The organism is Pseudoxanthomonas sp. F37 (assembly GCF_022965755.1).
Taxonomy (GTDB): Bacteria; Pseudomonadota; Gammaproteobacteria; order Xanthomonadales; family Xanthomonadaceae; genus Pseudoxanthomonas_A.
Window position 1 is genome coordinate 2,226,372 of the sequence record NZ_CP095187.1, and the last position, 23,655, is coordinate 2,250,026.

Sequence of the window (23,655 nt, forward strand, 5' to 3'; positions counted from 1 at the left end):
CTGCGCGCTGCCGGGCAGACGCCTCATTCGCCACGATGGTCGCGCTTGCCCTGGTTGCGCCGGTCCTGCGTCCCCAGGCTGCCCTGGATGGCCTTCATCCGGCTCTCGGCCGCGTGCAGTTCCAGCGCCTTGCCTGCCGCTTCCGGTGATGCGAAGCCGGCACCCGGCACCGCCGCGTGATCGCTGTCGTCCAACTGCTGCCAGGGCGCGGGCTGGCGGTCGTGCTCCTGCTTCTGTTCCAGCAAGGCGCGCGCATTCGCCAGCGCCCGCGCGGGCGTGATCTTCTTCGCTGCGCGCTTGCGCACCGCTGTCGTGCCCGTGCTCGTGGTCGTGGAGGCCCTGCTCGCGGTCTTCTTCTTCGCTTTCGTCGCCGACGCCTCAGCGGCGCTGCCTGCGGCTTTCTTCACCGCCTTGCGGGCGGTCTTCGCGGCGATCCGCGTGCCGCTGGCCTTCTGCGCGTCGCCGCGCCGGGCGGTGGTCTTCGGCACCGTCTTCTTCGCGACGGTCTTCTTCGCGACCTTGCGGGCCGTCGCCTTCTTCATGGCTCTCCTGGCCGCGGTACCGGCCGCCTTCGGGGTGCCCTTGGAGGTCTTCGCGGCCGTCTTGCGGACGGCCTTGTTAGCGCTCTTCTTCACCGCCTTGTTGGCGGCCTTCTTGCCCTGGGGACTGCGGACCGTCTTGCCTGCCGTTGCCATGCGTTGCTCCTGGGACGGGACATGCCGCCGGGATAGCATGGCCCACCTTCAGCGCAGGTGAGCAAAACCACAAGTACCGCTTAACCGAATGAAGGGCGCGACAGTTCTTCCAGGAAATGGCCGATCACACCGGCATCCATCACCACCAGGAACAGCACGCCGTAAGCCGCGCCGGCCAGATGCGCGCCATGGTTGATGTTGTCTCCGCCGCGCTTGTCCATCCAGATGCTGTAGGCGATGTACAGCACGGCGAAGACGATGGCCGGCATCGGGATGAAGAACACGCCGATCCTAGCCCAGGGCGCCAGCAGGATGAAGGCGAACAGCACCGCGGACACCGCACCGGAGGCGCCCAGGCTGCGGTAGTTGGGATCCTTCTGGTGCTTCAGGTACGTGGGCAGGATGGACACCACCAACGCCGAGAAATAGAACAGCGGGAACACCCACGGCCCTTTCTGCACCGCCATCCAGCCCTCGATCTGGCGGCCGAAGAAGAACAGCGTGAACATGTTGAAGAACAGGTGCCAGATATCGGCGTGGATGAAGCCGTAGGTGACCAGCCGGTCGTACTGGCGGTGGCGGTCGATCGCCGGTGGCCACAGGATCAGCCGCATCAGCAGCGACGGCGTGCGGAAGGCGACCAGGCTGACCACGCAGGTGGCGGCGATCAGCAGCAGGGTGATGGGCGCGCTCATGCGTGGTCCTCAGGCCGCGGTGCGGTAGTTGTCCTGCATCGGGTAGGTGCGTGCGTACAGCGCGAACGCCAGTGCCGCCACGAAAGCGAACCCTGCGAAGAAGAACATCAGGAATGCGTTCTCGCTCAGTCCAGTGCTGGCGATCTGCCCGATCACCGACTCGTTACGGATAGCCGCATTGGTCATCAAGACCCATAGGTTTCCGTACGAAACCGACAGTAGCCAAAAACTCATGATGACGCCCTTCATGGCCCTCGGCGCCTGGCTGTAGGCGAACTCAAGGCCGGTCGCCGACACCAGTACTTCGCCGAAGGTCAGCAGCAGGTAGGGCAGGATCTGCCAGGCCAGCGTCACAGGATCGCCACCGTCCAACCACAACTGGATCACACCCGCCACGATCCAGGCAAGGCCGGAGAACGCAATGCCGAAGCCCATCCGCCGGAGCGCCGTTGGCTCGTAGCCCATCCTGCGGAGCAGCGGATACAGCACCAGATTGTTGAAGGGAATCAACAGCATCACCATGATGGGATTCAAGGCCTGCATCTGGCCCGCCGTTACCACCAGCCAGCTGGGCCACCACCAGGCTTCATGTGGGATATGCATCGCCTGGCCCTGCAGCACCCAAGTGGATGCCTTCTGATCGAACAGCGACCAGAACGGTGTCACCAACGCGAACACGATCAGGATCCTGAGTACGGACCGCACGCCCTCGATCGCGGCGTCGGAATGGCGCGCACGCGCGCGATCCAGCTGCATCGAGGCGCCTACGCCAACCAGGCCCATCAAGACCCCCAAGCCGATCAGTACCGCCTTCACGAATCCCATCGAGGGAATGAGCGCGAGCGACGCGGCCGCCAGTACCACACCTGCCGTAGCCAACATCGTCCCCGCGCCCTTCCCCGGTGCCGGGCCGGTGAGCGCGCTGCGCACCACATTGAGGAACGAATCCGGGTCGGGAGGCGAAGGCGGCACATGGACGTACTTCTTGCGCCCGGCCCAGAAGATCACCGTTGCCAAGAACATCAGGATGCCGGGGATGCCGAATGCGACGCTGGGCCCATGGTTCCTGAGGAAGATAGGCATCAGGAGCGATGCAAAGAACGAGCCGAAATTTATCGTCCAATAGAAGGCGTCGTAGACCACCTTCGCCTTGTCCTTGTTGCTTTGGTCGAACTGGTCCCCGACGAATGCAGACACCAGGGGCTTGATGCCGCCCGAGCCCAGCGCGATGAGGAACAGTCCGGTGTAAAAACCGGTCCGGTTCTCCTCGAATATCGCCAGGCACGCATGACCGGCGCAGTAGACCAGAGACAGCCACAGGACCGTGTTGTACTTGCCGAAGAACCGGTCCGATAACCACCCGCCGAGCAGCGGGAAGAAATAAACGCCGATCACGAACGTGTGGAAGATGTCCTTCGCCTTGCCGTCCCGCTCCGCTTCCGGCAGATAGGCCAGCAGCACCGAGCTGATCAGGAACGGCACCAGGATGTTGCGCATCCCGTAGAAGCTGAACCGCTCGCAGGCCTCGTTGCCGATGATGTAGGGGATCTGGCGGGGCATGCGGCCCTGGCTGGCTTCTGCGGTCGTGCTCATCCGATCTTCCGGCGAAAAAGTCCCGGAAGGTTACCGTATCCGCCCGCGCAGGGTCGAACCGCCGGCGCCCGGGCGATGGCGCGATCGGGGACTGGGACTGACCGCGATTGCGCGGCATCATGCGCCCCTGCCCTGTTCAGGAATTCCCGATGCTGCGACCCCTCTGCGCCACCCTGCTGCTGGCCCTGGCACCCCTGACGCATGCCCAGTCCGCACTGACCACGGTGTCGGAACGGTCGGGCTTCATCGAGACAGGCCGCTACGAGGAAGTCGTGGCCTTGTGCGACGCCTTCGCCCGCCAGTATCCGAAGGCCGTGCGCTGCACCACGTTCGGGACCACGCCCGAAGGCCGCCCGATGAAGGCCCTGGTCGCCTCCACCAGCGGCGCCTTGACGCCGGAGCAGGCGCAGCGGCGCGGCCTGCCGGTGGTGCTGGTCCAGGGCGGCATCCATGCCGGCGAGATCGATGGCAAGGATGCGGGTTTCCTCGCCCTGCGCGAAGTGCTGGATGGCAAGGCGGCGAGCGGTGCGCTCGACACGCTCGTGTGGGTATTCGTGCCTGTGTTCAACGTGGACGGCCACGAGCGGTTCGGCGCTTGGAACCGTCCCAACCAGCGCGGCCCGAAGGAAATGGGCTGGCGCACCACCGCGCAGAACTACAACCTCAACCGCGACTACCTGAAAGCCGACACGCCCGAGATGCAGGCGATGCTGCAGCTGGTGCAGCGCTGGGATCCGCTGGTGACCGTGGACCTGCACGCCACCAATGGCGCGCAGTTCGAGCACGACATCTCGATCCAGGTCGAACCGGTGCATGCCGGCGACGCCGGGCTGCGCACGGCCGGCCTGGCGTTGCGCACCGGCGTCATCGACGATCTGGCCAGGCAGGGATCGCTGCCGCTGCCCTACTACCCTTCCTTCGTGGTGCAGGACGATCCCACCTCGGGCTTCGAGGATGGCGTGCCGCCACCGCGCTTCTCGCATGGCTACTTCCTGCTGCGCAACCGCATCGCGATGCTGGTGGAAACCCATTCCTGGAAGGAGTATCCGGTGCGCGTGCGCATCACCCGCAACACGGTGGTGTCCGTGCTGGAGCAGGTCGCGCGCGACGGCGCGTCATGGCGGGCCATGGCCAGGCAGGCGGACATCGCCGCCACCGGCCTGGGCGGCCGGCAGGAACCGCTGACCTACGTTGCGGCACCCGCGGCGCGCACGGTGGACTTCCGTGGCTACGCCTACACGCGCACCAAGTCGGAGGTGTCCGGCGCCCTGATGACGCGTTACGACGAAAGTACGCCGCAGGTCTGGAAGGTGCCGCTGAAGGACGACATCCGTCCGGGCATCGTGGTCCAGGCGCCGGGCGCGGGCTACCTGGTGCCCGCCGCTGAAGCCGCGTGGGTGGCGGCCGTGCTGAAGACGCATGGCGTGGAGTACCGCCTGCTGGGCAAGCCCTGGCGCGGCGACGCCGAGGTGTTCCGTGCGACCCGGAGCAGTTTCGGCGGCGCCCCGGTGGAAACCCACCAGCGCCTGACCGTGGAAGGCGACTGGACGCGCGAATCCCGCACCACGCCCGCAGGGGCGCTGTTCGTCCCCATCGCCCAGCCCAAGGCACGCCTGGTGATGGCATTGCTGGAGCCGAAGGCAGCGGACTCGTTGCTCGCCTGGGGCCGCTTCAACAACGCCTTCGAACGCAAGGAGTACATGGAGGACTACGTGGCCGAAGCCGTCGCACGCCAGATGCTGCGCGACCCGGCGGTGAAAGCCGAGTTCGACCGTCGGCTGCGCGAAGACACGGCGTTCGCGGAAAGTCCTGCCGCACGCCTGGAGTTCTTCTACCGCCGCCATCCCTCGTGGGACGAGCGCTACCAGCTGTATCCGGTGATGCGGGTGGATGCTGCGCCATAAAGGCGGACCTGCTTCATGCGGCGCGACAGGCATGCGGCTTCACCCCAGCCGCATCACCCCGTAGCGCGGTGGCGCATTGCCGTACGTCGTTTCGGTAAGCGGCGCCCCCATCTGCGCAAGCACGGCGCGTTGGTCCGGCAGCGGCGTGCGCAGCGTGCGGTCCTCGAATGCGGCCAGCCTGGCGAAGGCCGGCAAGGCCAGCGTGCGCTCCACGAAGGCCGCTGTCCGCGGCCACCGCAGCGGATCGACCTGGTACCTCACCCACGCCGCATTGCGGAAGAAGCTGGCGATGCTGATGTCGGCAACGGACAACTCGCCGAAGATCCAGCCGTCCCCGGGCAATCGCGGTTCCAGATAGTCCAGCGCGACCGGCAGTTCCTCTTCGCGCGCCTTGCGCACGACTTCCTCGTCCGTGCCCTCGTTGAACAGGAAGCGGCGCACGCCTTTCTGGAAGAACATCCGCCAGATCACCACGTCGCCGAGATACGAGTCGGCATATTCCTCCAGCCAGCGCGCCTTCGCGCGATCCACCGGATCGGCGGGATACAGCGGGGGCGTGGGGAAGCGGTCCTGCAGGTATTCGCAGATGACGGTGGAATCGTTGAGCACCAGCTCGCCATCGATCAGCACCGGGATGCGACGCAGCGGGCTGAGCCTGCTGAAGTCTTCGTCGCCCACGAACGGCGCGATGGGATCGATGCGGTAGGGAATGCCCTTCAACTCCAGGCAGACCAGCACCTTGCGCACGTATGGCGAGATGTAGTTGCCGATGATCGTCAGCGTCTGCGCCATGTCCCTGCTCCGTCGAAGTCCGATGCAGGGTGCGCAGTCCGTGCGGCCCGGTCAACCCGGCGCACTGCGCTGGCCCCCTCTTCGGGGGACGCCCTGCGCTGACCAAGGGCGCGTTGACGATTCATTACAGGTGACGACATTAAGCTGCCCGCCTCCACCGCCACCCGAGGAGCCTGCGCGATGCCACGCCCCCTGCTGACCATGGCCTGCCTGCTCGGACTGGCGGCATGCCAGTCCCCGGTCACCACGCCGCCGCCTGCCGAAGGGACATCCACGCCGCGACCGGCCGCGCAGAACCCCAGCGACGCCGCTGCCGCCGCGCCGATCCCGTGGCAGTGCGGTGACCAACGCATCGGCGCGCGCGTCGACAACACGGCACGCAACATTTCGCTGGAGATCGACGGAAAGACCCTGACCCTGGCGCAATCGCCTGCCGCCTCGGGCGCACGCTATGCCGACGCCGCCGGCAACGCGTTCTGGAATAAAGGGGATGAGGCGACGCTGACCCTCGCCGGCCGAACCGTCGTCGAATGCCGTCAGGCCAGCCAGGACTCCCCCTGGGACGCGGCCAGGGCGCGTGGCAGTGTGTTCCGTGGCCTGGGTACCGAGCCCGGCTGGACCGTGGAGATCGGTGCCGGTGCAACGCCGCGCCTGCTGGCCGAGCTGGACTACGGCGAACGCCGGATCGAAGTGGCGCAGGCGAGCAGGACCGAAGAGGGTTACGTCGGCAGCACGGCCGAAGGCCTGGCCGTTTCGCTGACCACCAAGCGTGAACCCTGCAACGACGGCATGAGCGACAACGCCTACCCGGCGTCGGCAACCCTGACCGTCGGCGGCCGGACCTACCGTGGCTGCGGCCGCTTCCTGACCGAATGAGGCACGCATGAGCCGACGTTCCCGCCGCCGCCAGTCCGCTGGCCTGCGTCTGCCCCTGATCGCTTTCGCGGCGCTGCTGCTGGTCGGTGCCGGCGCCTGGTGGTGGTCGCAGCGCGACGACGCGCCCGATGCGGCGACGGCCGTCGACGCGCCGCGGGCCGGCGATCCGCAACGCATCAAGGAAACACTCTCGCTGCCGCCGGTCGAGGACACACGCCCCGGCGGTCTTGCCGGGGACGTGCCCATGCCGCCGGCCAGCGCTCCGGCCACCCGCGCCCTGCCCGCCTTCCTGCCGCCCGAGGCGCGCACGACGCTGGCGCTCATCGCGCGCGGGGGCCCCTACCCGCACCGGCAGGATGGTGCCGTGTTCCAGAACCGCGAAGGCCGCCTGCCGCGGCAGGGGCGCGGCTACTACCGCGAGTACACGGTGGACACGCCCGGGCTGGCGCATCGCGGTGCGCGCCGCATCGTCACCGGCGGCGATCCGCCGCGCGAGTACTACTACACCGACGACCACTACGAGAGCTTCCGCCGGTTCGAGATCGGCCAGGACGCCACGCCATGAGCGATTCCGGCTTCGACCCCGGCCTGGCCGACCCCGCGCGCGCCGGCGTGTTCTTCGTCACCGAGGACGACCTGGGACCGTTGGCCGCCGTCGGCCGCGACGCCGGCCTGCTCGCGCGGCGCATCGACCTGTCCGGCTGCGACGGCAAGGCGGCGCTGCTGCTGCGCATCGCCACGGTGCTGGACTTCCCGGATACCTCCGGACGTAACTGGGACGCCCTGTCGGACAGCCTGCGCGATCTGTCCTGGTTGCCCGCGCCCGGCTATGTGCTGCTGTTCGAGGAAGCCCACGCGCTGCGCGAGCGCAACGAAACCGATTTCGACACCCTGCTCGACATCCTGGACGAAGCCTCGCAGGCGTGGGCGGCGGCGGACGTGCCGTTCTGGGCCTTCATCGCCCTGCCGGACGAGGAGTTCCCCGACCTGCAGTGAAGCCACGGGCGGCGGTCGCGCCGATCTGCGAAAATGCCGCATGCTCGATTTCAGACATCTCCCGCTGGCGCCCGGCCTGCAGCAGGGCGTCGACGCCCTCGGCTACACGCAACCGACCCCCATCCAGGCGCAGAGCCTGCCCGCCATCCTGGAGGGGCGCGACGTCATCGCCCAGGCCCCCACCGGCAGCGGCAAGACCGCCGCGTTCGGCCTGGGCCTGTTGCACCGGCTGGACGTGGCCAGCGTGCGCACGCAGGCGCTGGTGCTGTGCCCCACGCGCGAACTGGCCGACCAGGTGGCGCAGCAGCTGCGCAGGCTGGCGGTGGGCCTGCCCAACCTCAAGGTGCTGACGCTGTGCGGCGGCCTGCCGCTGGAGCCGCAGATCCGTTCGCTGGAAGCGCACGACCCGCACGTGGTGGTCGGCACGCCGGGCCGCATCCAGGAACTGCTGCGCAAGAAAGTGCTGCACCTGGGCGGCGTGCGCACGCTGGTGCTGGACGAGGCCGACCGCATGCTGGACATGGGCTTCGAGGAACCGATCCGCGAGATCGCCGGCAAGACGCCGAAGGACCGCCAGAGCCTGCTGTTCTCGGCCACCTTCACCGACGCCATCCGCGACATCGCCCGCAATACCCTGCGCGACCCGCTTGAGGTCACGGTGGACGCGCCGCAGGAGCAGGCGGCCATCGAGCAGCGCTTCGTGCGCGTGGAGCCGGAGCGCAAGCAGACCGCGCTGGCCGGCCTGCTGGCGCAGCGCGGCGTGGCATCGTGCGTGGTGTTCTGCAACATGCGCAAGGACGTGGACGAAGTGGCCGGCTCGTTGCAGCACTTCGGCTTTTCCGCGCTGGCCCTGCACGGCGACATGGAACAGCGCGACCGCGACGAGGTGCTGGTGCGTTTCGCCAACCGCAGCTGCAACGTGCTGGTCGCCAGCGACGTGGCGGCGCGCGGACTGGACATCGAGGACCTGGCGCTGGTCGTCAATTACGACATGCCCAGCGATGCGGACACCTACGTGCACCGGATCGGCCGCACCGGACGCGCGGGTCGCGGGGGCTTGGCGATCAGCCTGTGCACGCCGCGCGAATTGCCGCGCGCCGCGGTGATCGAGGAACGGCTGGGCGCACCGCTGTTGTGGGACCGCAACGTCCCTTCGGCGCCCAAGGCCAACACCGCGCCGCCGGCCACGATGACCACGCTGCGCATCGACGCCGGCAAGACCGACAAGCTGCGCCCCGGCGACGTGCTCGGCGCGCTGACCGGCGATGCGGGCCTGCCCGCGTCCGCGATCGGCAAGATCAACGTCTTCGCCACCCGGACCTACGTGGCCGTGGCGCGCGACAAGGCCGGCGCCGCGCTGGCGCGGCTCAACGCCGGCAGGATCAAGGGCCGAAGCTTCCGCGTGCGCAAGCTCTGACACCCAGGCCGCAGCGCGTGGGAGCGCCCCCTGGGCGCGATGCGGTTACCTGTCTGATCCGGAAAGAAGCATCGCGCCCAAGGGGCGCTCCTGCAGGTCTTGCGAATGGCTGCCCGCAAACAAAAACGCCGGCGCTTGCGCACCGGCGTTTTCTTGAACCAAGGGTTCAGGGCTGGATTACAGCGCCTGCACCTGGTCGGCCTGCATGCCCTTCTGGCCCTGCACGGCGACGAAGGAGACCGCCTGGCCTTCCTTCAGCGACTTGAAGCCATTGCCCTGGATCGAGCGGAAGTGCACGAACAGGTCGGGGCCGCTCTGCGGGGTGATGAAGCCGAAGCCCTTGGCGTCGTTGAACCACTTGACGGTGCCGGTCTGACGTTCAGACATCTTTACTAACTCCTGAAACATGGATGAAAGGACCACGATTCCGGCATGGACCGGATCGGGACTGGGTTTGCAGGCGTTGGTAAAGCGGGAAGATGTAGCAGATGTATCTACCGCATCAGGCTCACGATTCACGGTGACCCTGGCAAGCACAGTGGGGCGCACTCTACCGGGGTTTTGGCGTAAAAGCGAATCCCAGCCTCCTGGAAGCTGAACAGGGGTCTCCCCGTCCTGCGGCAAAACCGCCCGCGGCCGGCCCGCCCGCGCTCCCGGCGTATGATGGCGCCCCTTTCGCAGGACCCCCGCCATGGCCCTCAAGTCCACCGTCGTCAAAGCCGAGCTGCAGATCAGCGACATGGACCGCCACTACTACGGTGCCCACAGCCTGACCCTGGCCCAGCACCCCTCCGAGACCGATGAAAGGCTGATGGTGCGGCTGCTCGCCTTTGCGCTGCTGGCCGGGGACCGACTGGAGTTCGGCAAGGGCCTGAGCAACGAGGAAGAACCCGACCTCTGGCGCAAGGACTACACCGGCCTGATCGAACAGTGGATCGACCTGGGCCAGCCGGACGAATCGCGGATCCGCAAGGCCTGCGGGCGTGCCCGCGAGGTCGTGGTGGTCAACTACGGCGGCCGCGCGGCCGATCTGTGGTGGGACAGGAACGCGGCGCTGCTGGCGCGCCACCGCAACCTGACCGTGCTCGACATCGCGCCCGAGGCGGTCGAGGCCCTGACGGCGCTGATGGTCCGCAGCATGCGTTTCAACGTGATGATCCAGGACGGCGAGATGCAGTGGATGACCGACGATCGCGTCGTCAGCGTCATTCCCGCGATCCGCCAGACAGGGCTCGCCCGGGCCGCCTGAGCGCATGGCGCCCACCCACGACGTCCTGGTGATCGGCGGCGGCGCGGCCGGTCTGATGACCGCACTCACGGCCGGCCAGCGTGGCCTGCGCGTGCTGGTCGTCGAGCACGCCAACAAGGTCGGCAAGAAGATCCTGATGTCGGGCGGCGGACGCTGCAACTTCACCAACACCGGCACCACGCCGGCCAACTTCCTGTCGGCCAATCCGCACTTCTGCAAGTCGGCGCTGGCGCGCTACACGCCGGGCGATTTCATCGGCTTGGTCGAGCGCCACCGCATCGCCTACCACGAGAAGGAACTCGGCCAGCTGTTCTGCGATGTCTCGTCCAAGCTGATCGTGAAGATGCTGGTCGACGAATGCCTGGCCGCCGGCGTGCGCATCGAGACAGGCTGCAGCGTGCACCAGGTCGGGCAGGCCGAGGGCGTGTTCCGGCTGGACACCACGCTGGGCCGCTTCGCAGCGCCCTCGCTGGTGGTCGCCACCGGCGGCCTGTCGATTCCCAGCATGGGCGCCACCGGCTTCGGCTACGACCTGGCGCGCCAGTTCGGCCACGACGTGCTGCCCACGCGCGCGGGCCTGGTGCCGTTGACCCTGAGCGGCAAGCACCAGCAGCGGCTGGCCGACCTGAGCGGCCTGTCGTTCCCGGTGGAAGCGCGATGCGGCAAGGCGCGTTTCCGCAACTTCATGCTGCTGACCCACCGGGGCGTGAGTGGGCCGTCGATCCTGCAGATCTCCTCGTACTGGCAACCGGGCGACGATCTGCGGCTGGACCTGCTGCCCGACCGCGATGCGCGGGACTGGCTGGAAGCCCAGCAGAAACAGCGGCCCGACGCCGAATTGAAGACGGTCCTGTCCGACGCGTTGCCGCGCCGCTTCGCCCAGCGCCTGTGCGAGGTCTGGCTGCCCAACCGGCCGATGAGGCAGTTCAACGCGCCGCAGCTGAAGCAGGCCGCCGAACTGCTCGCCGACTGGCCCCTGGTCGCCAGCGGCACCGAGGGTTACCGCACCGCCGAAGTCACGCTGGGCGGCGTGGACACCGACGGCGTGTCCAGCAGCACGATGATGTCCAGGCAGGTGCCAGGCCTGTTCTTCGTCGGCGAAGTGCTGGACGTCACCGGCTGGCTGGGCGGTTACAACTTCCAGTGGGCCTGGGCCTCGGGCCGCGCGGCGGGCATGGCGGTCTGACGCACTGCGGCGTTCCTGACACACCCCCCTTTGCTAGTCTGTGGAAACCGGTGTCATCCCAGGGTTTCCATGACCGTATCCAACGAAACATCGCGGCGACGCTTCCTCGCGCAATTGCTCGGCACGTCGGTGTTCGCCACTCTGGTGACCGCACTGCCCAGCCGCGCCGCGACCGCCAGGACTGCGTCCGCAACGACCCGCAGCGGACGCATCGCCGGCTTCGTCGATCGTGGCATCCACGTCTTCCGCGGCGTGCCCTACGGCGGCGATACCGCCCGCCGGCGGTTCCAGCGCGCCCTGCGTGAAGCCGCCTGGACCGGCACGCGCGATGCCACCGGCTTCGGCGCGTCGGCACCGCAGCGCGGCGATGCCGACGGACAGCCCGTCAGCGAGGACTGCCTGTTCCTCAACGTGTACACGCCGGCCCTGCGCGATGGCGGCAAGCGCCCCATCCTGTTCTACATCCACGGCGGCGGCTACAACAACGGCTCGGGCTCGCACCCGCTGTACGACGGGGTGAACCTGTGCCGCCGGGGCGATGTCGTCGTGGTCACCGTCAACCACCGGCTCAACGCGTTCGGCTACCTGTATCTCGGCGAGAGCGACGATGAGCGGCTGCGCGAGGCCGGCAACGTCGGCCAGCTGGACCTGATCGACGCCCTGCGCTGGGTGCGCGAGCATGCGCACGAGTTCGGCGGCGATGCGGGCAACGTCACCGTGTTCGGCCAGTCCGGCGGCGGCGCCAAGATCGCCACGCTGATGGCCATGCCCGCGGCCGATGGCCTGTTCCACAAGGCGATGACGATGAGCGGCCAGCAGGTCACCGCGGCCGGTCCGCGCGCGGCCGCGCAGCGCACCGCGCTGTTCCTGGCCGAACTGGGCCTGGGCACACGCGATACCGACGCACTGCTGGCAATGCCTATGGCGCGCCTGCTGGAGGCCACGCGCGTGCGCGATCCGTCGCGCGTGGAGAATACCTCGCTCTACTTCGGCCCCGTGCTGGACACGCACACCCTGCCCCGGCATCCGTTCTACCCCGATGCCCCTGCGCAGTCGGCACGCATCCCGATGGTCATCGGCAACACCCGCGACGAGACGCGCGCGTTCCTCGGCCACGACGAAGCGAACTTCGTGCTGACCTGGGACCAGCTGCCGCAGAAGCTGCGCGAGCAGCAGTACGTCGATCTGTCGCCGGACGTGGTGATCGCCGAGTACCGCCGGCTGTATCCGGACTACACGCCGTCGGAGGTGTTCTTCGCGGCCACCACCGCGGGCCGGTCCTGGCGCGGGGCCATCATCGAGGCGGAGGAACGGGCGAAGCAGGGATCACCCGCCTGGGTCTACCAGCTGGACTGGCGCTCATCTGCCGAAGGCGGACGCCTGCGCGCCTTCCATACGCTCGACATCCCGCTGGTGTTCGACAACGTGACGGCCGAAGGGTCGAAGACCGGCGACGACGCACGGGCGCGCACGCTGGCCTCGCGCATGAGCCAGGCCCTGATCGCCCTCGCCCGCCACGGCGACCCGAACCATGCGGACCTGCCGGCGTGGGCGCCGTACACCCTGCCGCAGCGCCAGACGATGGTGTTCGACGACACGCCCAGGATGCAGGACGACCCGCGTGGCGGCGAACGCAAGCTCTATCAGCGCGTGCCCTTCGTCCAGCGCGGCACGATGTAGCGGGCGCCGAGCGCGCGATCGCCAGGATGGCCCGGCCGCCGGTCGTGTGCGCGGCGCACGCTACGCCATGACCTCCGCAGCGATCTGGAACGAGCGCAGGCGCTTGCCGTGGTCGAAGATGTTGGCCGTCACCATCACTTCGTCCGGGCGATGGCGCTGGATGAACTCGCCGATGCCCTTGCGCACGGTGTCGCGGCTGCCGACGACGGCGCAGGCCAGGGCCTGGGCCACGCCGGCCTTCTCGTGCGGCTCCCAGAATGCTTCGATGTCGTCGATCGGCGGCGGCACCAGGCCCGCACGGCCACGCCGCAGGTTGACGAAGGCCTGCTGCTGGGTGGTGAACAGATGGCGGGCTTCTTCGTCGGTCTCGGCCGCCACCACGTTCAGCGCCAGCATCGCGTGGGGCTTGTCCAACCGCTTCGACGGGCGGAAATCGCGGTGGTACAGCAACAACGCCTGGTCCATCGCATCGGGCGCGAAATGCGAGGCGAACGCATACGGCAGTCCCAGCGCGGCGGCCAGCTGCGCGCCGAACAGGCTGGAGCCCAACAGCCACACCGGCACGTCGAGGCCCGCGCCCGGCACGGCCCGCACCGCCTGGCCTTCCTGCACCGGTTCGAAGTAGCGCAGTACTTCCTGCACGTCCTGCGGGAACTGCTCCGCACTGTCGAAATAGCGCCGCAACGCACGCACCGTGGCCTGGTCGGTGCCCGGCGCGCGGCCCAGGCCCAGGTCGATGCGTCCGGGATACAGCGACGCCAGCGTGCCGAACTGCTCGGCCACCTGCAGCGGCGAATGATTCGGCAGCATGATGCCGCCGGCGCCCACGCGGATCGTGGAGGTGGCGCCGGCCACGTGACCGATCAGCACCGCCGTCGCCGCGCTGGCGATGCCCGGCATGTTGTGGTGTTCGGCCAGCCAGTAGCGCGTATACCCCCAGCGCTCGGCATGCTGCGCGAGATCGCGCATGTGCGCGAACGCCTGGGTGGTGTCGCTGCCCTCGCAGACGGGCGCGAGGTCGAGAAGCGAGTACGGGATCATGGTGGCACCGGCAATGACGATGCGATCGTCATGGGGACGCGGACGGCCCGCTTCCACCCCGCGGGGCGGGACGCTGTATCCCGCCTAGCCCAGCAGGTCGAACGGCCCACCCTGCTCGAGCGCACGCTGATAGGCCGGTCGTGCGTGGATGCGCTGCAGGAAGCCGGCCAAGTTGGGATAGGCCCCCAGTCCGGCGCGTACCGCCGCGGCTTCGATCGGGAAGCTCATCTGGATGTCGGCCGCGCTGAACTGCTCGCCCGCGAACCACGGTGCCCTGCCCAGTTCGCTTTCCATGTAGCCCAGGTGCAGTTGCACCTGCGGACCGACGAAGGTCCGCATCGCCTTGTCGGCGATGCCGCGCGCGATGGGACGGGCGAAGAACGGCATGGGCGCCTTCTTCAGGCGGGAGAACACCAGGCTCAGCAGCATCGGCGGCATCGCCGAGCCTTCGGCGTAATGCAGCCAGTAGCGGTACCGCAGGTGTTCGGCCGTGCCGGGCGACGGGGCGAACCGGCGCGCGGCGTCGTAACGCTCCACGAGGTATTCGAGGATGGCAGCGGATTCGGCCAGGATGTATCCACCATCGGCCACCACCGGCGACTTGCCCAACGGGTGGATCTTCTTCAGCTCCGGTGGCGCGAGCAGGGTCTGCGGTTCGCGCTGGTAGCGCACCACGGTGTAGTCCAGGCCCAGTTCCTCGAGCAGCCAGAGCACGCGCTGGGAACGGGAGTTGTTGAGGTGGTGGACGGTGATCATGCCGTTACTCCGTGGGGATGGGCCATGCTACCGCGGCTCTCATCCCGGTAGGAGCGACGTCAGTCGCGACCGGATGCAGCGGCCGTGTGTGACTCCGCTGCAGGCGCGAGGGCTCGGTGCCAAGTGTCCGCTCCCGCGAGTGTGGGCCGTGCGGTCGCGACTGACGTCGCTTGTGTCTATCGATTGGGTAGATTGCGTTGTGAGAGCGGAGTGCGGCAGCCCGATATGTCGCTGTGCGTTAGCACGTGTAGGAGTCCGGGGCGCCGCACTCCGTACTCCCATCTCAAGCCCGAACAGTTGCACGGATGGCAGTCCGCAGTACAAGCCAGGGATCGATGGGAGTGCTCTCGCCCCTAGGCTACTACGGAGTGCGCATGAATTCGTACGTCGGCATCGATGTCTCCAAGGACGAACTGGTCGTCCATGTCCTGCCCGCCCAGCAGGACCGCGTGTTTCCCAACACCGCTCAGGGTCTAGTCGGACTGGTCGGCTGGCTGCTGGAACTGGAAGGCTGCCGGGTTGCCTTCGAGGCCAGCGGCGGCTATGAACGCGATCTGTTGGATGGACTGCACCAGGCCGGTGTGGCGGCCGTGCGTTTGCCGGCCCGGCGTCCACGCGATCTGGCCAGAGCGTTGGGCTTGAAGGCCAAGACCGATGCCCTGGATGCCCGCGTGCTGGCCCTGGCCGCGCAGATGCTGCCGGCCACTACCACGCCCCCTGCGACCGCTCCGATGCAGAACCTGCGCGAGTGGTTGCAACTGCGCACGGCCCTGGTGCAGGAGCGCGACAATCATCGGCGACGGATCCAGCAGGTGCGCCAAGCCTCTGTGCAGACCTTCCTGCGCTCGGTCATCGACAGCCTGCAACAGCGAATTGCCCAGGTCGAGCAGCAACTACGCTGCGCCCTTGAACGCTGTCCCGTCCAGATCGGCGCCGCGCCGGGACTGGGCCCGATCCTGCGTGCCACCCTGGCCGCCCGCCTGTCGGAACTGGGCCAGCTGGACCGGCGGCAGATCGCCTCCCTGGTCGGTCTGGCGCCCTACAACCGCGACAGTGGACGCTGGCGTGGTCAGCGCTGCATCGGAGGCGGAAGGGCCGATGTGCGACGCGTGCTCTACATGGCGACCTGGGCCGCCATCCGGGCACGCTCACCCCTGGCGCAGACCTACCAGCGGCTGGTAGCCGCAGGTAAACCCAAGAAGCTCGCAGTGACCGCCTGCATGCGCAAGTACCTGACCATGCTCAACGCCATGGCGCGCGATCAAGCGCCATGGGCGCCTGCTACGTCGACGGCCTAGACACAGTTGACTCCTACAGGGAAACGATGCGATTCAGGAGCTGCACGACAGCATCGAACAACCCGCGCGATCGCGTGCCCAGTCGGGGCGACGCCCGGCATAGCGCTCGCGGCCCGGCTGGTCGTCGTACGGCCGGCGCATGACGTCCAGCAGTTCATGGACGCCGGACAGGTCGCCCGCTTCGGCGGCTTCGATGGCCTGCTGGGCCAGGTAGTTGCGCAGCACGTAGCGGGGATTGGCCAGGCGCATGCGCTCGCGGCGCGCGCCGGCATCGAGCGCGTCCTCGTCGCGGCGGCGTGCGTATGCGGCCAGCCAGTCGCGCAGCGCCGGCGCGACGGCCTCGCGCTTCGGCGGATCGTAGAAGGCGTCATCGAAGGCCGACAGCGAGGCATCCGATGGATCCGCATCGATCAGCGCACGGAAGAACAGCGTCATGTCGACCTCGCCTTCCTGCAGGAGGCCGAGGAGGACTTCCATGCGCACGACATCTTCGTCGCGGCACTCGGCCAAGCCCAGCTTGCGTGCGATGTTGTCGCGATCGGCCCGCGCGTAGGCGTCGGCGAAGCGCTGCAACCCTTCCTGCAGGGCCTCCACTCCGTCCAACAAGGGCGACAGCGCCTGCGCGAAGCGGCTCAGGTTCCAGCCCGCCACCCGCGGCTGCCAGCCGAAGCGATAGCGACGGCCCTGCGCGTCGGTCGTGTTCGGCGTCCAGTCCGGATCGTAGTTGTCGATCCAGCCGTAGGGGCCGTAGTCGATGGTCAGGCCGAGCACCGACATGTTGTCGGTGTTCATCACGCCATGCACGAAGCCCACGCGCATCCAGTGCGCCACCATCGCCGCCGTGCGTTCGCAGACCTCGGCGAACCAGGCCGCATAGAGCGACTCGCCTTCCCCCGCCAGGTGGGGAAAATCGCGCCGGATCGTGAAGTCCACCAGTGCGCGCAGCAGCTCCGTTTCGCCGCGCGAGGCCGGCAACTGGTAATGGCCGAAGCGCAGGAACGACGGCGCCACGCGGCACACGATCGCACCCGGCTCGGGCTGCGGATGGCCGTCGTAGAACATGTCGCGCACGACCTGCTCGCCCGTGCCGACCAGGCTCAAGGCCCGCGTGGTGGGCACGCCCAGATGGTGCATGGCCTCGCTGCACAGGAACTCGCGGATCGAGGAGCGCAGCACCGCGCGTCCATCGGCCGTGCGCGAGTACGGCGTCGGTCCTGCGCCTTTGAGCTGCAGTTCCCAGCGTTCGCCGCGCGCATTGACCGCCTCGCCCAGCATGATGGCGCGGCCATCGCCGAGTTGCCCGGCCCAATGGCCGAACTGGTGGCCGCCATAGTTGCCGGCGTAAGGCCGCATGCCGGACAGCAGCGCGTTGCCGCCGAACACCTGTGCGAATGCGGGAGACGCGACATCGGCGTCGTCCAGCCCCAGCAGCGCCGCCACTTCGCGCGAATGCGCCAGCAGCGTCGGGGCGAGGACCGGCGTGGGGTCGGCCGGCGACCACAACGCGCCACGAACCTCGCGGCGCCGGGATCCCTGTTCCGGGTCTCCCGGCAGTTCGCGGACGAAGCGGTTGTCGAAGCGCAGGGCGTCCAGGCCGCTCATGCGGCGTCCGCGGCCCCGTCCACCAGCGGCGTCAGGTCCGGCCGCAGCGCCACGCGCTCATCGAACACGAAACAGGCGCCGTCGTAGCCGAAGCCGCCGACCTGTTCGAAGTAGCCCAGGATGCCGTCGTCCAGCTGCAGCACGTTGTCCATGCCGTCGGCCTGCATCCACAGCGCGGCCTTTTCGCAGCGGATGCCGCCGGTGCAGAAACTGACCACCGTGGCGTCCCTCAGTGCATCGCGATGCGGCTCCAGCGCGGCCGGCAGGTCGGTGAACTTCTCGATCGGCAGCGTCAGCGCACCGGCGAAGGTGCCGTAGGCGATCTCCTGCTGGTTGCGGGTATCCAGCATCACCACGCGACGGCCGGCATCGTCGTGCCCCCGTTCCAGCCAGCGGGCCAGCGTGGCGGGGGCGACGACGGGCGCCCGCGCGCGTTCGGGCGTGGTGCCGGGGCGGCGGAAGCTGATGATCTCCGGCTTCACCTTGACCTTCAGGCGCGCGAACGGGACCCGGCCACTGGTGCTGTACTTCACCCGCAGGCCGGCGAAGCGCGCGTCATCACGCAGCGGGGCAAGGAAGGATTCGATCGCGTCCGCGTCGCCGGCCAGGAACAGGTTCAGCCCCTCGCCCGCCACCAGCACCGAGCCGCGCAGCGACAGTGCGCCGGCACGCGCATGCAGGGTGGCCGCGAAGTCGGCGGGCGCTTCGATGGGCGTGAAGTGGTAGGCGGCGATATTGGTGACCATGCCGCGATTTTACCGTCCGTCGGCCGGCAGCCCTTCATTCAACCAGGTGGTTGACAGTCATCGACCCAGCCAGGATATTCAACCGCATGGTTGAACAAGACACGGACCGGCTGGACGCCCTCTTCCACGCACTGGCCGACGGCACACGCCGCCGCATGCTCCGCAGCCTGGGCGGGCAGCCGCGCAGCGTCGGCGAGCTGGCGGCGCCCTTCCGCATCTCGCTGGCCGCGGCCTCCAAGCACATCAAGGTGCTCGAGCGCGCCGGCCTGGTCACGCGGCAGATCCGCGGCCGCACCCACCTGTGCCACCTGCAGCCGCAGGCGCTGGCCGAAGGCGAAGCCTGGCTGCGCCATTACGCGCAGTTCTGGACCGCCCGCCTGGACGCGCTCGATGCGGTCCTGCAGGAGGACACGCCATGCCCTTCCTTTCCGACCGAGAGCCCATCATGACGACGTCTTCCGCCACCGCCACCGCCACGGTCGAGGTGACCGTGCACCGCGGCTTCGCCGTGTCCGCCGAACGGGTGTTCGACGCCTGGCTGACGCCCCGCCTGCTGGGCCAATGGATGGTCGGTCCGGACGTACGCGAGGAAAAGCTGCTGCGCCTGGACGTGGACCCGCGGGTCGGCGGCCGCTTCTCGATGCTCGTCGAACGCGACGGCGAGCGCATCGACCATGTCGGCGAATATCTGATCATCGAGCGGCCGCATCGGCTGTCCTTCACCTGGACCATCGCCGGTGAGGCCGACCAGGATGGCAGCCGCGTGGATATCGTGATTTCCCCGACGGACGCCGGCTGCGAGCTCCGGCTCACCCACACGCTGCCACGCGCCTGGGCGGACTACGCCGACCGCACGCAGCAGGGCTGGTCGCGCATGCTCGAGGCCCTGCACGCGATATTCTGAGGCTGTCGCAGCCCATCCGGCGGGACGAGCAACGCCCGGCTTTCAGAGCAGCAGCCAGGGCAAGGCCAGCGTCACCGCGACGATGAAGAGCATCGCCGCCAGCACGCCGACGACGTACAGCGGCCGGTCGCGCAGCAGGCCGGCGAAGGTCTCGGCGCGCCCCTCCCGCTCGGCAGTGGCGCGCTCGGAGCGCGCACGGTCGCGGCGCAGCGCCTGGTAGTCGGCCATCAGGGCCTTCGCGCGGGCCAGCTGGCCGGTGTCCTCGATCCACAGCCCGCCTGAAGAGATGCCCCAGGGGCTCGGCTGGGTCTCGTAGAAATCGATCGCGTTCGCCCGCAGCAGGTCGCGTACTTCATCGGCCTCGTCGGCCGGTACGTTGCGCAGGTTGAGGAAGAGTTTCGCCATCGCGGCAGTCTAGCCGGTCAGCGTGCGGCGCACCGGCGTGCGGTACGCTGCGCGTCCCCTCCCGTCCGGATGTCCGATGCGCGCCCTGTTGCTTGCCCTCTCGCTGACCCTGCTCGCCGCCTGTACGCCCCCCGGCCCGCCGCCCGGTGGCAGCGTCGCCGAATTGCAGCGCCTGGATACCCGCGCAGGCACGGGCACCGTCGCCACCAGCAGCAGCGACGTCACCGTGCACTACACCGGCTGGCTGTATGACGAGAACGCGCCCGACAAGCACGGCGTGAAGTTCGACAGCTCGGTCGACCGCGGCCAGCCGTTCACCTTCCTGCTGGGCGCGGGCCAGGTGATCCGCGGTTGGGACGAAGGCGTGGCGGGCATGAAGGTGGGCGGCAAGCGCACGCTGCTGATTCCAGCCGACCTGGGCTACGGCAGCAATGGCGCGGGCGGCGTGATCCCGCCCGGCGCGTCGCTGGTGTTCGACGTGGAGCTGCTGGATGTCAAGCCGCACGAGTGAGCGGCGATATCGTCGCCGGAGCGAAGGCCAGTGCGGGAGCGACGTGAGTCGCGAGCTTCCGGCAAGGGAAAAGGCCTGCCGGACGCGATAAGGCGGACCGGACGCCGCATGCCCGGCGGTGCGTTCATCGCGACTGGCGTCGCTCCCGCCTCTGCCATCCCGACCTCGGCTTACTCCACCGGCGCCAGCCGCAGGTCGTGGAAGTCGAAGCTGAAATCGGTCAGCGGCGAGATCGCTTCCATCCGCGCTTCGCGGATGCCGCCATCCGGTTTCAGCGAGAAGGTCAGGAAGGCGTCGGCATTGAGCCAGCGCTCGCGCCAGCGCACCACGAAGGTGTCGTGCTGCCACGGCTGCAGGTCGCCCACCAGTTCGGGCGTACGGCTGAAGCGCAGGACCAGGCCATCGCCTTCCTGCGCCACCACGACATCGCCATACCAGGGGTCGCGCAGCGTGCCGGCGTATTCCGGCAACGGCAGCGACGGCTTGGAGGCGGCATCGCGCGCGGCCTGCAGCTTCTGCCAGTGCGCGTCGGCATCGCCCTTGGCCTGGGCGACCTGCGCCTGGTAGGCCGCCAGCCAGTCGGTGCCGCTGTCGGCCAGATACGCATCCAGCACTTTCAGCGTGATCGCGTGGAAGGCGGCGCCGACTTCCTGGTTGGTCAGCACCACCACGCCCAGCTTCTGCTCCGGCACCAGCGTGACGCGCGAGACCATGCCCGGCCATCCGCCGGTGTGCCAGACCAGCTTGCGGCCCTGGAAGTCGGAGACCATCCAACCCTCGCCATACCCCAGGAAGTTCGGCTTCGCGGCCTTCAGCGCTTCCACCTTGGGTTCGGAAATCGGGATCGGCGTGACCAGCGACCACATCGCCTTCTGCCGGGCGGGCGTGAACAGGGCCTGCTCGCGCCCCTTCGCATCGCGATAGAGGCCACCGGCAAGTTGGGCGTTCATCCACTTGGCCATGTCCTCGACGCTGGAATAGATCCCGCCCGCGCCCGCGACGTTGCGCCACGTCATCCGCGGCGCCGGCTGCAGGGCGCTGAAGTCCGCCTTGGCATGCCCGGTGGCGACGTTGTCGCCCGGTTTCAGCGCATCGCTGTTGTAGCGTGTCTGGCGCATGCCCAGCGGCTGGAAGATGCGGCTGCGCAGGAACTGCTCGTAGGACTGGCCGCTGGCCTGCTCGATCACCAGCTGCGCCACGCCGTAGAGGATGTTGTCGTAGGCGTAGCGCTCGCGGAAGCCCCCGCTGAGCGGCACATCGCGCAGGCGCTCGGCCACTTCGCGGTTGCTGTAGGTGGTGGTGGGCCAGTACAGCAGGTCGCCCGCCCCCAGTCCCAGCCCGCTGCGGTGGACCAGCAGGTCGCGGATGCGCATCTCGCGGGTGACGTACGGATCGGTCATGCGGAACCATGGCAGGTGGTCGATGACGCGATCCTCCAGATCGAGCTTGCCTTCGTCGGCCAGCATCGACAGCGAGGCCGACGTGAACGCCTTGGTGTTGGAGGCGATGGCGAACATGGTGTGCGCATCCACCTTGGCCGGCCTGCCCAGCTCGCGCTCGCCCCAGCCCTTGGCCAGGACCACCTCGCCGTCCTTCACCACCGCCACTGCGATGCCGGGCACGTCGAACGCCTTGCGGACCGATTCGACATACGCATCGAGGTCCTGCAGTTCGGGCGGGGGCGGCGCCTGCCGGGCGAAGGCCGCCGGGGCGGCCAGGCACAGCAGCAGCAGGGCGCGGCGCACGGCCGCAGGCGCGAGTGGATGCATCAGGTGTCCCCGTTCGAATCTGCGCGCGACGATACCGCACCTGGCATGGGCGGTGTGCCCGACGAAGGCGCCTGTCTGCGCGCGGCATACTATGCCGATGCCCCGATCGCAGTCCGACACCGCCGCCCCCACCTCCACCGTCGCCGTCATCGGGGGCGGCCCCGCGGGCCTGATGGCGGCCGAAACCCTGCGCGCGGCAGGCCTGCAGGTGGATCTCTACGACGCCAAGGGCTCGGTGGGGCGCAAGTTCCTGATCGCCGGCAAGGGCGGCCTGAACCTGACCCACTCGGACCCGTTCGATGCCTTCGTCGCGCGCTACGGCGAACGTGCGCCTGACGTATCCACCTGGCTGCGCCGCTTCGACGCCGATGCGCTGCGTGCCTGGGCGCGCGGGCTGGGCGTGGACACCTTCGTGGGCACATCCGGGCGCGTTTTCCCTACCGATCTCAAGGCCGCGCCCCTGCTGCGCGGCTGGGTACGCCGCCTGCGCGAACAGGGCGTGCGCTTCCACGTGCTGCATCGCTGGCTGGGCTGGGATCCGGACGGCGCATTGCGCTTCGCCACCCCGCAGGGCGAGGCCCCCGTGCGGTGCGACGCGGTGGTGCTGGCCCTGGGCGGCGGCAGCTGGCCGGAGCTGGGCTCGGACGGTCGCTGGGTTGGCGTCCTGCAGGCGCGCGAGATCGGCATCGCGCCGCTGCGACCCTCCAATTGCGGTTTTGACATCGACTGGAGCGACCACCTCGCCAGCCGCTTCGCGGGCGAGCCCTTGAAGCCGGTCACCGCGCACTGGCACGACGACGCGGGCAGACCGCACCAACGCCAGGGCGAGTGCGTGATCACCGCCACCGGCATCGAAGGCAGCCTGGTCTACGCGCTGTCGCCGATGCTGCGCGATGCGATCGCGCGCGACGGCCATGCCACGCTGGTGCTGGACCTGTTGCCGGGGCGCGAGGAAAGCGATCTGCGGCGCCGGCTGGCCAAGCCGCGCGGTTCCCGCAGCCTGAGCGAGCACCTGCGCCGGGAAGCCGGGGTCAGTGGCGTGCGTGCGGCGCTGCTGTACGAAGTGCTCGACAAGGCCGCGATGGCCGATCCGGCGAAGATCGCCGCGACACTGAAGCGGTTTCCGTTCCGGCTGCAGCGCACGCGTCCCATCGCAGAAGCCATCAGCAGCGCGGGCGGCATACCGATGGAAGCGCTGGACCAGGGCCTGATGCTGCGGCAGTTGCCAGGCGTGTTCGCCGCCGGTGAGATGCTCGACTGGGAAGCACCCACCGGCGGCTACCTGCTGACGGCGTGCTTCGCCAGCGGCCGCCAGGCCGCGCTCGGCGTGGTCGACTGGCTGGCGCAACGCAACGCCTGACTGGTCGTCCGCAGGGGCTGCGGCGCGCACCCCGGGAAGTGCGTGCCGCAGCGGCTGCGGAACGTGGGGCGCACGATACGCGAGCTGTTGTTGAAGTCCGGTTAGCGTTTCAAAGCAGTTTTATTACAGACGTTTACGGCCGGATGTGCATGCTGCACCTCAGGCCGCTGAACCGTCGTT

At 68.6% G+C, this 23,655-nt stretch carries 24 protein-coding genes; 13 read left to right on the forward strand and 11 right to left on the reverse strand.

Annotated elements, in window-relative coordinates; all coding sequences use genetic code 11:
* Positions 1 to 23: 23 nt before the first annotated feature.
* The 3 genes from MUU77_RS10275 to MUU77_RS10285 form a co-directional block, all read right to left on the reverse strand.
* A complete protein-coding gene (locus tag MUU77_RS10275) occupies positions 24 to 695 on the reverse strand; it encodes a hypothetical protein (RefSeq protein ID WP_245086307.1) in 672 nt (223 codons plus the stop codon).
* An 80-nt stretch (positions 696 to 775) separates the two neighbouring features.
* Positions 776 to 1,390: a rhomboid family intramembrane serine protease gene (locus MUU77_RS10280; RefSeq protein ID WP_245086310.1), complete on the reverse strand. Its 615-nt coding sequence runs from the start codon at positions 1,388 to 1,390 to the stop codon at positions 776 to 778.
* A 9-nt stretch (positions 1,391 to 1,399) separates the two neighbouring features.
* On the reverse strand, positions 1,400 to 2,983 hold the full coding sequence (locus tag MUU77_RS10285; protein WP_245086313.1) for an oligopeptide:H+ symporter: 1,584 nt from the start codon (positions 2,981 to 2,983) through the stop codon (positions 1,400 to 1,402).
* Positions 2,984 to 3,132: 149 nt separating this feature from the next.
* Between MUU77_RS10285 and MUU77_RS10290 the strand changes: the two genes are divergently transcribed.
* On the forward strand, positions 3,133 to 4,887 hold the full coding sequence (locus tag MUU77_RS10290; protein WP_245086316.1) for a M14 family metallopeptidase: 1,755 nt from the start codon (positions 3,133 to 3,135) through the stop codon (positions 4,885 to 4,887).
* 39 nt (positions 4,888 to 4,926) lie between these two features.
* On the opposite strand, the gene MUU77_RS10295 is transcribed toward MUU77_RS10290, so the two are convergent.
* Positions 4,927 to 5,679, reverse strand: coding sequence for a glutathione S-transferase family protein (locus tag MUU77_RS10295; RefSeq protein ID WP_245086319.1), 753 nt, complete (start codon positions 5,677 to 5,679; stop codon positions 4,927 to 4,929).
* 180 nt (positions 5,680 to 5,859) lie between these two features.
* Between MUU77_RS10295 and MUU77_RS10300 the strand changes: the two genes are divergently transcribed.
* The 4 genes from MUU77_RS10300 to dbpA are packed head-to-tail and all read left to right on the forward strand — an operon-like array spanning position 5,860 to position 8,968.
* The gene (locus tag MUU77_RS10300) at positions 5,860 to 6,555 is read left to right on the forward strand and encodes an MliC family protein (RefSeq protein ID WP_245086322.1); all 696 of its coding nucleotides are present in this window, start codon (positions 5,860 to 5,862) and stop codon (positions 6,553 to 6,555) included.
* A gap of 7 nt (positions 6,556 to 6,562) precedes the next feature.
* The gene (locus tag MUU77_RS10305; RefSeq protein ID WP_245086324.1) at positions 6,563 to 7,120 is read left to right on the forward strand and encodes a ribonuclease domain-containing protein; all 558 of its coding nucleotides are present in this window, start codon (positions 6,563 to 6,565) and stop codon (positions 7,118 to 7,120) included.
* Positions 7,117 to 7,551 carry a barstar family protein gene (locus MUU77_RS10310; protein ID WP_245086326.1) on the forward strand — a complete coding sequence of 145 codons (435 nt, stop codon included), beginning with the start codon at positions 7,117 to 7,119 and terminating at the stop codon, positions 7,549 to 7,551. Before MUU77_RS10305 ends, MUU77_RS10310 begins: the two co-directional genes overlap by 4 nt.
* Positions 7,552 to 7,591: 40 nt before the next feature.
* On the forward strand, positions 7,592 to 8,968 hold the full coding sequence (gene dbpA / locus MUU77_RS10315) for an ATP-dependent RNA helicase DbpA (RefSeq protein ID WP_245086328.1): 1,377 nt from the start codon (positions 7,592 to 7,594) through the stop codon (positions 8,966 to 8,968).
* A 177-nt stretch (positions 8,969 to 9,145) separates the two neighbouring features.
* Here the strand turns inward: dbpA and MUU77_RS10320 are convergent, their stop codons facing one another.
* Positions 9,146 to 9,355 (reverse strand): cold-shock protein, encoded by a 210-nt coding sequence (locus MUU77_RS10320; RefSeq protein WP_245086332.1) that lies wholly within the window; start codon positions 9,353 to 9,355, stop codon positions 9,146 to 9,148.
* Positions 9,356 to 9,659: 304 nt separating this feature from the next.
* Here MUU77_RS10320 and MUU77_RS10325 point away from each other — a divergent pair, with 304 nt between their 5' ends.
* From MUU77_RS10325 to MUU77_RS10335, 3 genes are all read left to right on the forward strand, one after another.
* A complete protein-coding gene (locus MUU77_RS10325) occupies positions 9,660 to 10,217 on the forward strand; it encodes a YaeQ family protein (RefSeq protein WP_245086335.1) in 558 nt (185 codons plus the stop codon).
* A 4-nt stretch (positions 10,218 to 10,221) separates the two neighbouring features.
* Positions 10,222 to 11,403: an NAD(P)/FAD-dependent oxidoreductase gene (locus tag MUU77_RS10330; RefSeq protein ID WP_245086337.1), complete on the forward strand. Its 1,182-nt coding sequence runs from the start codon at positions 10,222 to 10,224 to the stop codon at positions 11,401 to 11,403.
* A gap of 69 nt (positions 11,404 to 11,472) precedes the next feature.
* Positions 11,473 to 13,083, forward strand: coding sequence for a carboxylesterase/lipase family protein (locus MUU77_RS10335; RefSeq protein WP_245086340.1), 1,611 nt, complete (start codon positions 11,473 to 11,475; stop codon positions 13,081 to 13,083).
* 60 nt (positions 13,084 to 13,143) lie between these two features.
* Here the strand turns inward: MUU77_RS10335 and MUU77_RS10340 are convergent, their stop codons facing one another.
* Together MUU77_RS10340 and MUU77_RS10345 are read right to left on the reverse strand one after the other, a co-directional pair.
* Complete coding sequence (locus MUU77_RS10340; RefSeq protein ID WP_245086343.1) at positions 13,144 to 14,124, reverse strand: LLM class flavin-dependent oxidoreductase; 981 nt, start codon at positions 14,122 to 14,124, stop codon at positions 13,144 to 13,146.
* 84 nt (positions 14,125 to 14,208) lie between these two features.
* Positions 14,209 to 14,880: a glutathione S-transferase gene (locus MUU77_RS10345; RefSeq protein ID WP_245086346.1), complete on the reverse strand. Its 672-nt coding sequence runs from the start codon at positions 14,878 to 14,880 to the stop codon at positions 14,209 to 14,211.
* A 374-nt stretch (positions 14,881 to 15,254) separates the two neighbouring features.
* Here MUU77_RS10345 and MUU77_RS10350 point away from each other — a divergent pair, with 374 nt between their 5' ends.
* Complete coding sequence (locus MUU77_RS10350; protein ID WP_245086348.1) at positions 15,255 to 16,178, forward strand: transposase; 924 nt, start codon at positions 15,255 to 15,257, stop codon at positions 16,176 to 16,178.
* 33 nt (positions 16,179 to 16,211) lie between these two features.
* Here the strand turns inward: MUU77_RS10350 and MUU77_RS10355 are convergent, their stop codons facing one another.
* Positions 16,212 to 17,780 carry a protein adenylyltransferase SelO gene (locus tag MUU77_RS10355; RefSeq protein WP_245086351.1) on the reverse strand — a complete coding sequence of 523 codons (1,569 nt, stop codon included), beginning with the start codon at positions 17,778 to 17,780 and terminating at the stop codon, positions 16,212 to 16,214.
* Entirely contained in the window at positions 17,777 to 18,526 is a 750-nt protein-coding gene (locus MUU77_RS10360) for a sulfurtransferase (protein ID WP_245086354.1), read from the reverse strand. The genes MUU77_RS10355 and MUU77_RS10360 overlap by 4 nt, the downstream gene beginning before the upstream one ends.
* Positions 18,527 to 18,612: 86 nt before the next feature.
* On the opposite strand from MUU77_RS10360, the gene MUU77_RS10365 reads away from it, so the two are divergent.
* On the forward strand, positions 18,613 to 18,975 hold the full coding sequence (locus tag MUU77_RS10365) for a metalloregulator ArsR/SmtB family transcription factor (protein WP_245086357.1): 363 nt from the start codon (positions 18,613 to 18,615) through the stop codon (positions 18,973 to 18,975).
* Positions 18,972 to 19,430: an SRPBCC domain-containing protein gene (locus tag MUU77_RS10370; RefSeq protein ID WP_245086360.1), complete on the forward strand. Its 459-nt coding sequence runs from the start codon at positions 18,972 to 18,974 to the stop codon at positions 19,428 to 19,430. Before MUU77_RS10365 ends, MUU77_RS10370 begins: the two co-directional genes overlap by 4 nt.
* A gap of 42 nt (positions 19,431 to 19,472) precedes the next feature.
* Here MUU77_RS10370 and MUU77_RS10375 read toward each other — a convergent pair whose 3' ends face one another.
* Complete coding sequence (locus tag MUU77_RS10375; RefSeq protein ID WP_245086363.1) at positions 19,473 to 19,835, reverse strand: DUF6164 family protein; 363 nt, start codon at positions 19,833 to 19,835, stop codon at positions 19,473 to 19,475.
* Positions 19,836 to 19,911: 76 nt separating this feature from the next.
* On the opposite strand from MUU77_RS10375, the gene MUU77_RS10380 reads away from it, so the two are divergent.
* Positions 19,912 to 20,346 (forward strand): FKBP-type peptidyl-prolyl cis-trans isomerase, encoded by a 435-nt coding sequence (locus MUU77_RS10380; RefSeq protein ID WP_245086365.1) that lies wholly within the window; start codon positions 19,912 to 19,914, stop codon positions 20,344 to 20,346.
* Between the two features lie 170 nt (positions 20,347 to 20,516).
* Here MUU77_RS10380 and MUU77_RS10385 read toward each other — a convergent pair whose 3' ends face one another.
* Positions 20,517 to 22,115, reverse strand: a complete 1,599-nt coding sequence (locus tag MUU77_RS10385) for a serine hydrolase (RefSeq protein ID WP_245086368.1) — start codon at positions 22,113 to 22,115, stop codon at positions 20,517 to 20,519.
* Between the two features lie 97 nt (positions 22,116 to 22,212).
* Between MUU77_RS10385 and MUU77_RS10390 the strand changes: the two genes are divergently transcribed.
* Positions 22,213 to 23,475: a TIGR03862 family flavoprotein gene (locus MUU77_RS10390; protein ID WP_245086371.1), complete on the forward strand. Its 1,263-nt coding sequence runs from the start codon at positions 22,213 to 22,215 to the stop codon at positions 23,473 to 23,475.
* Positions 23,476 to 23,655 lie beyond the last annotated feature (180 nt).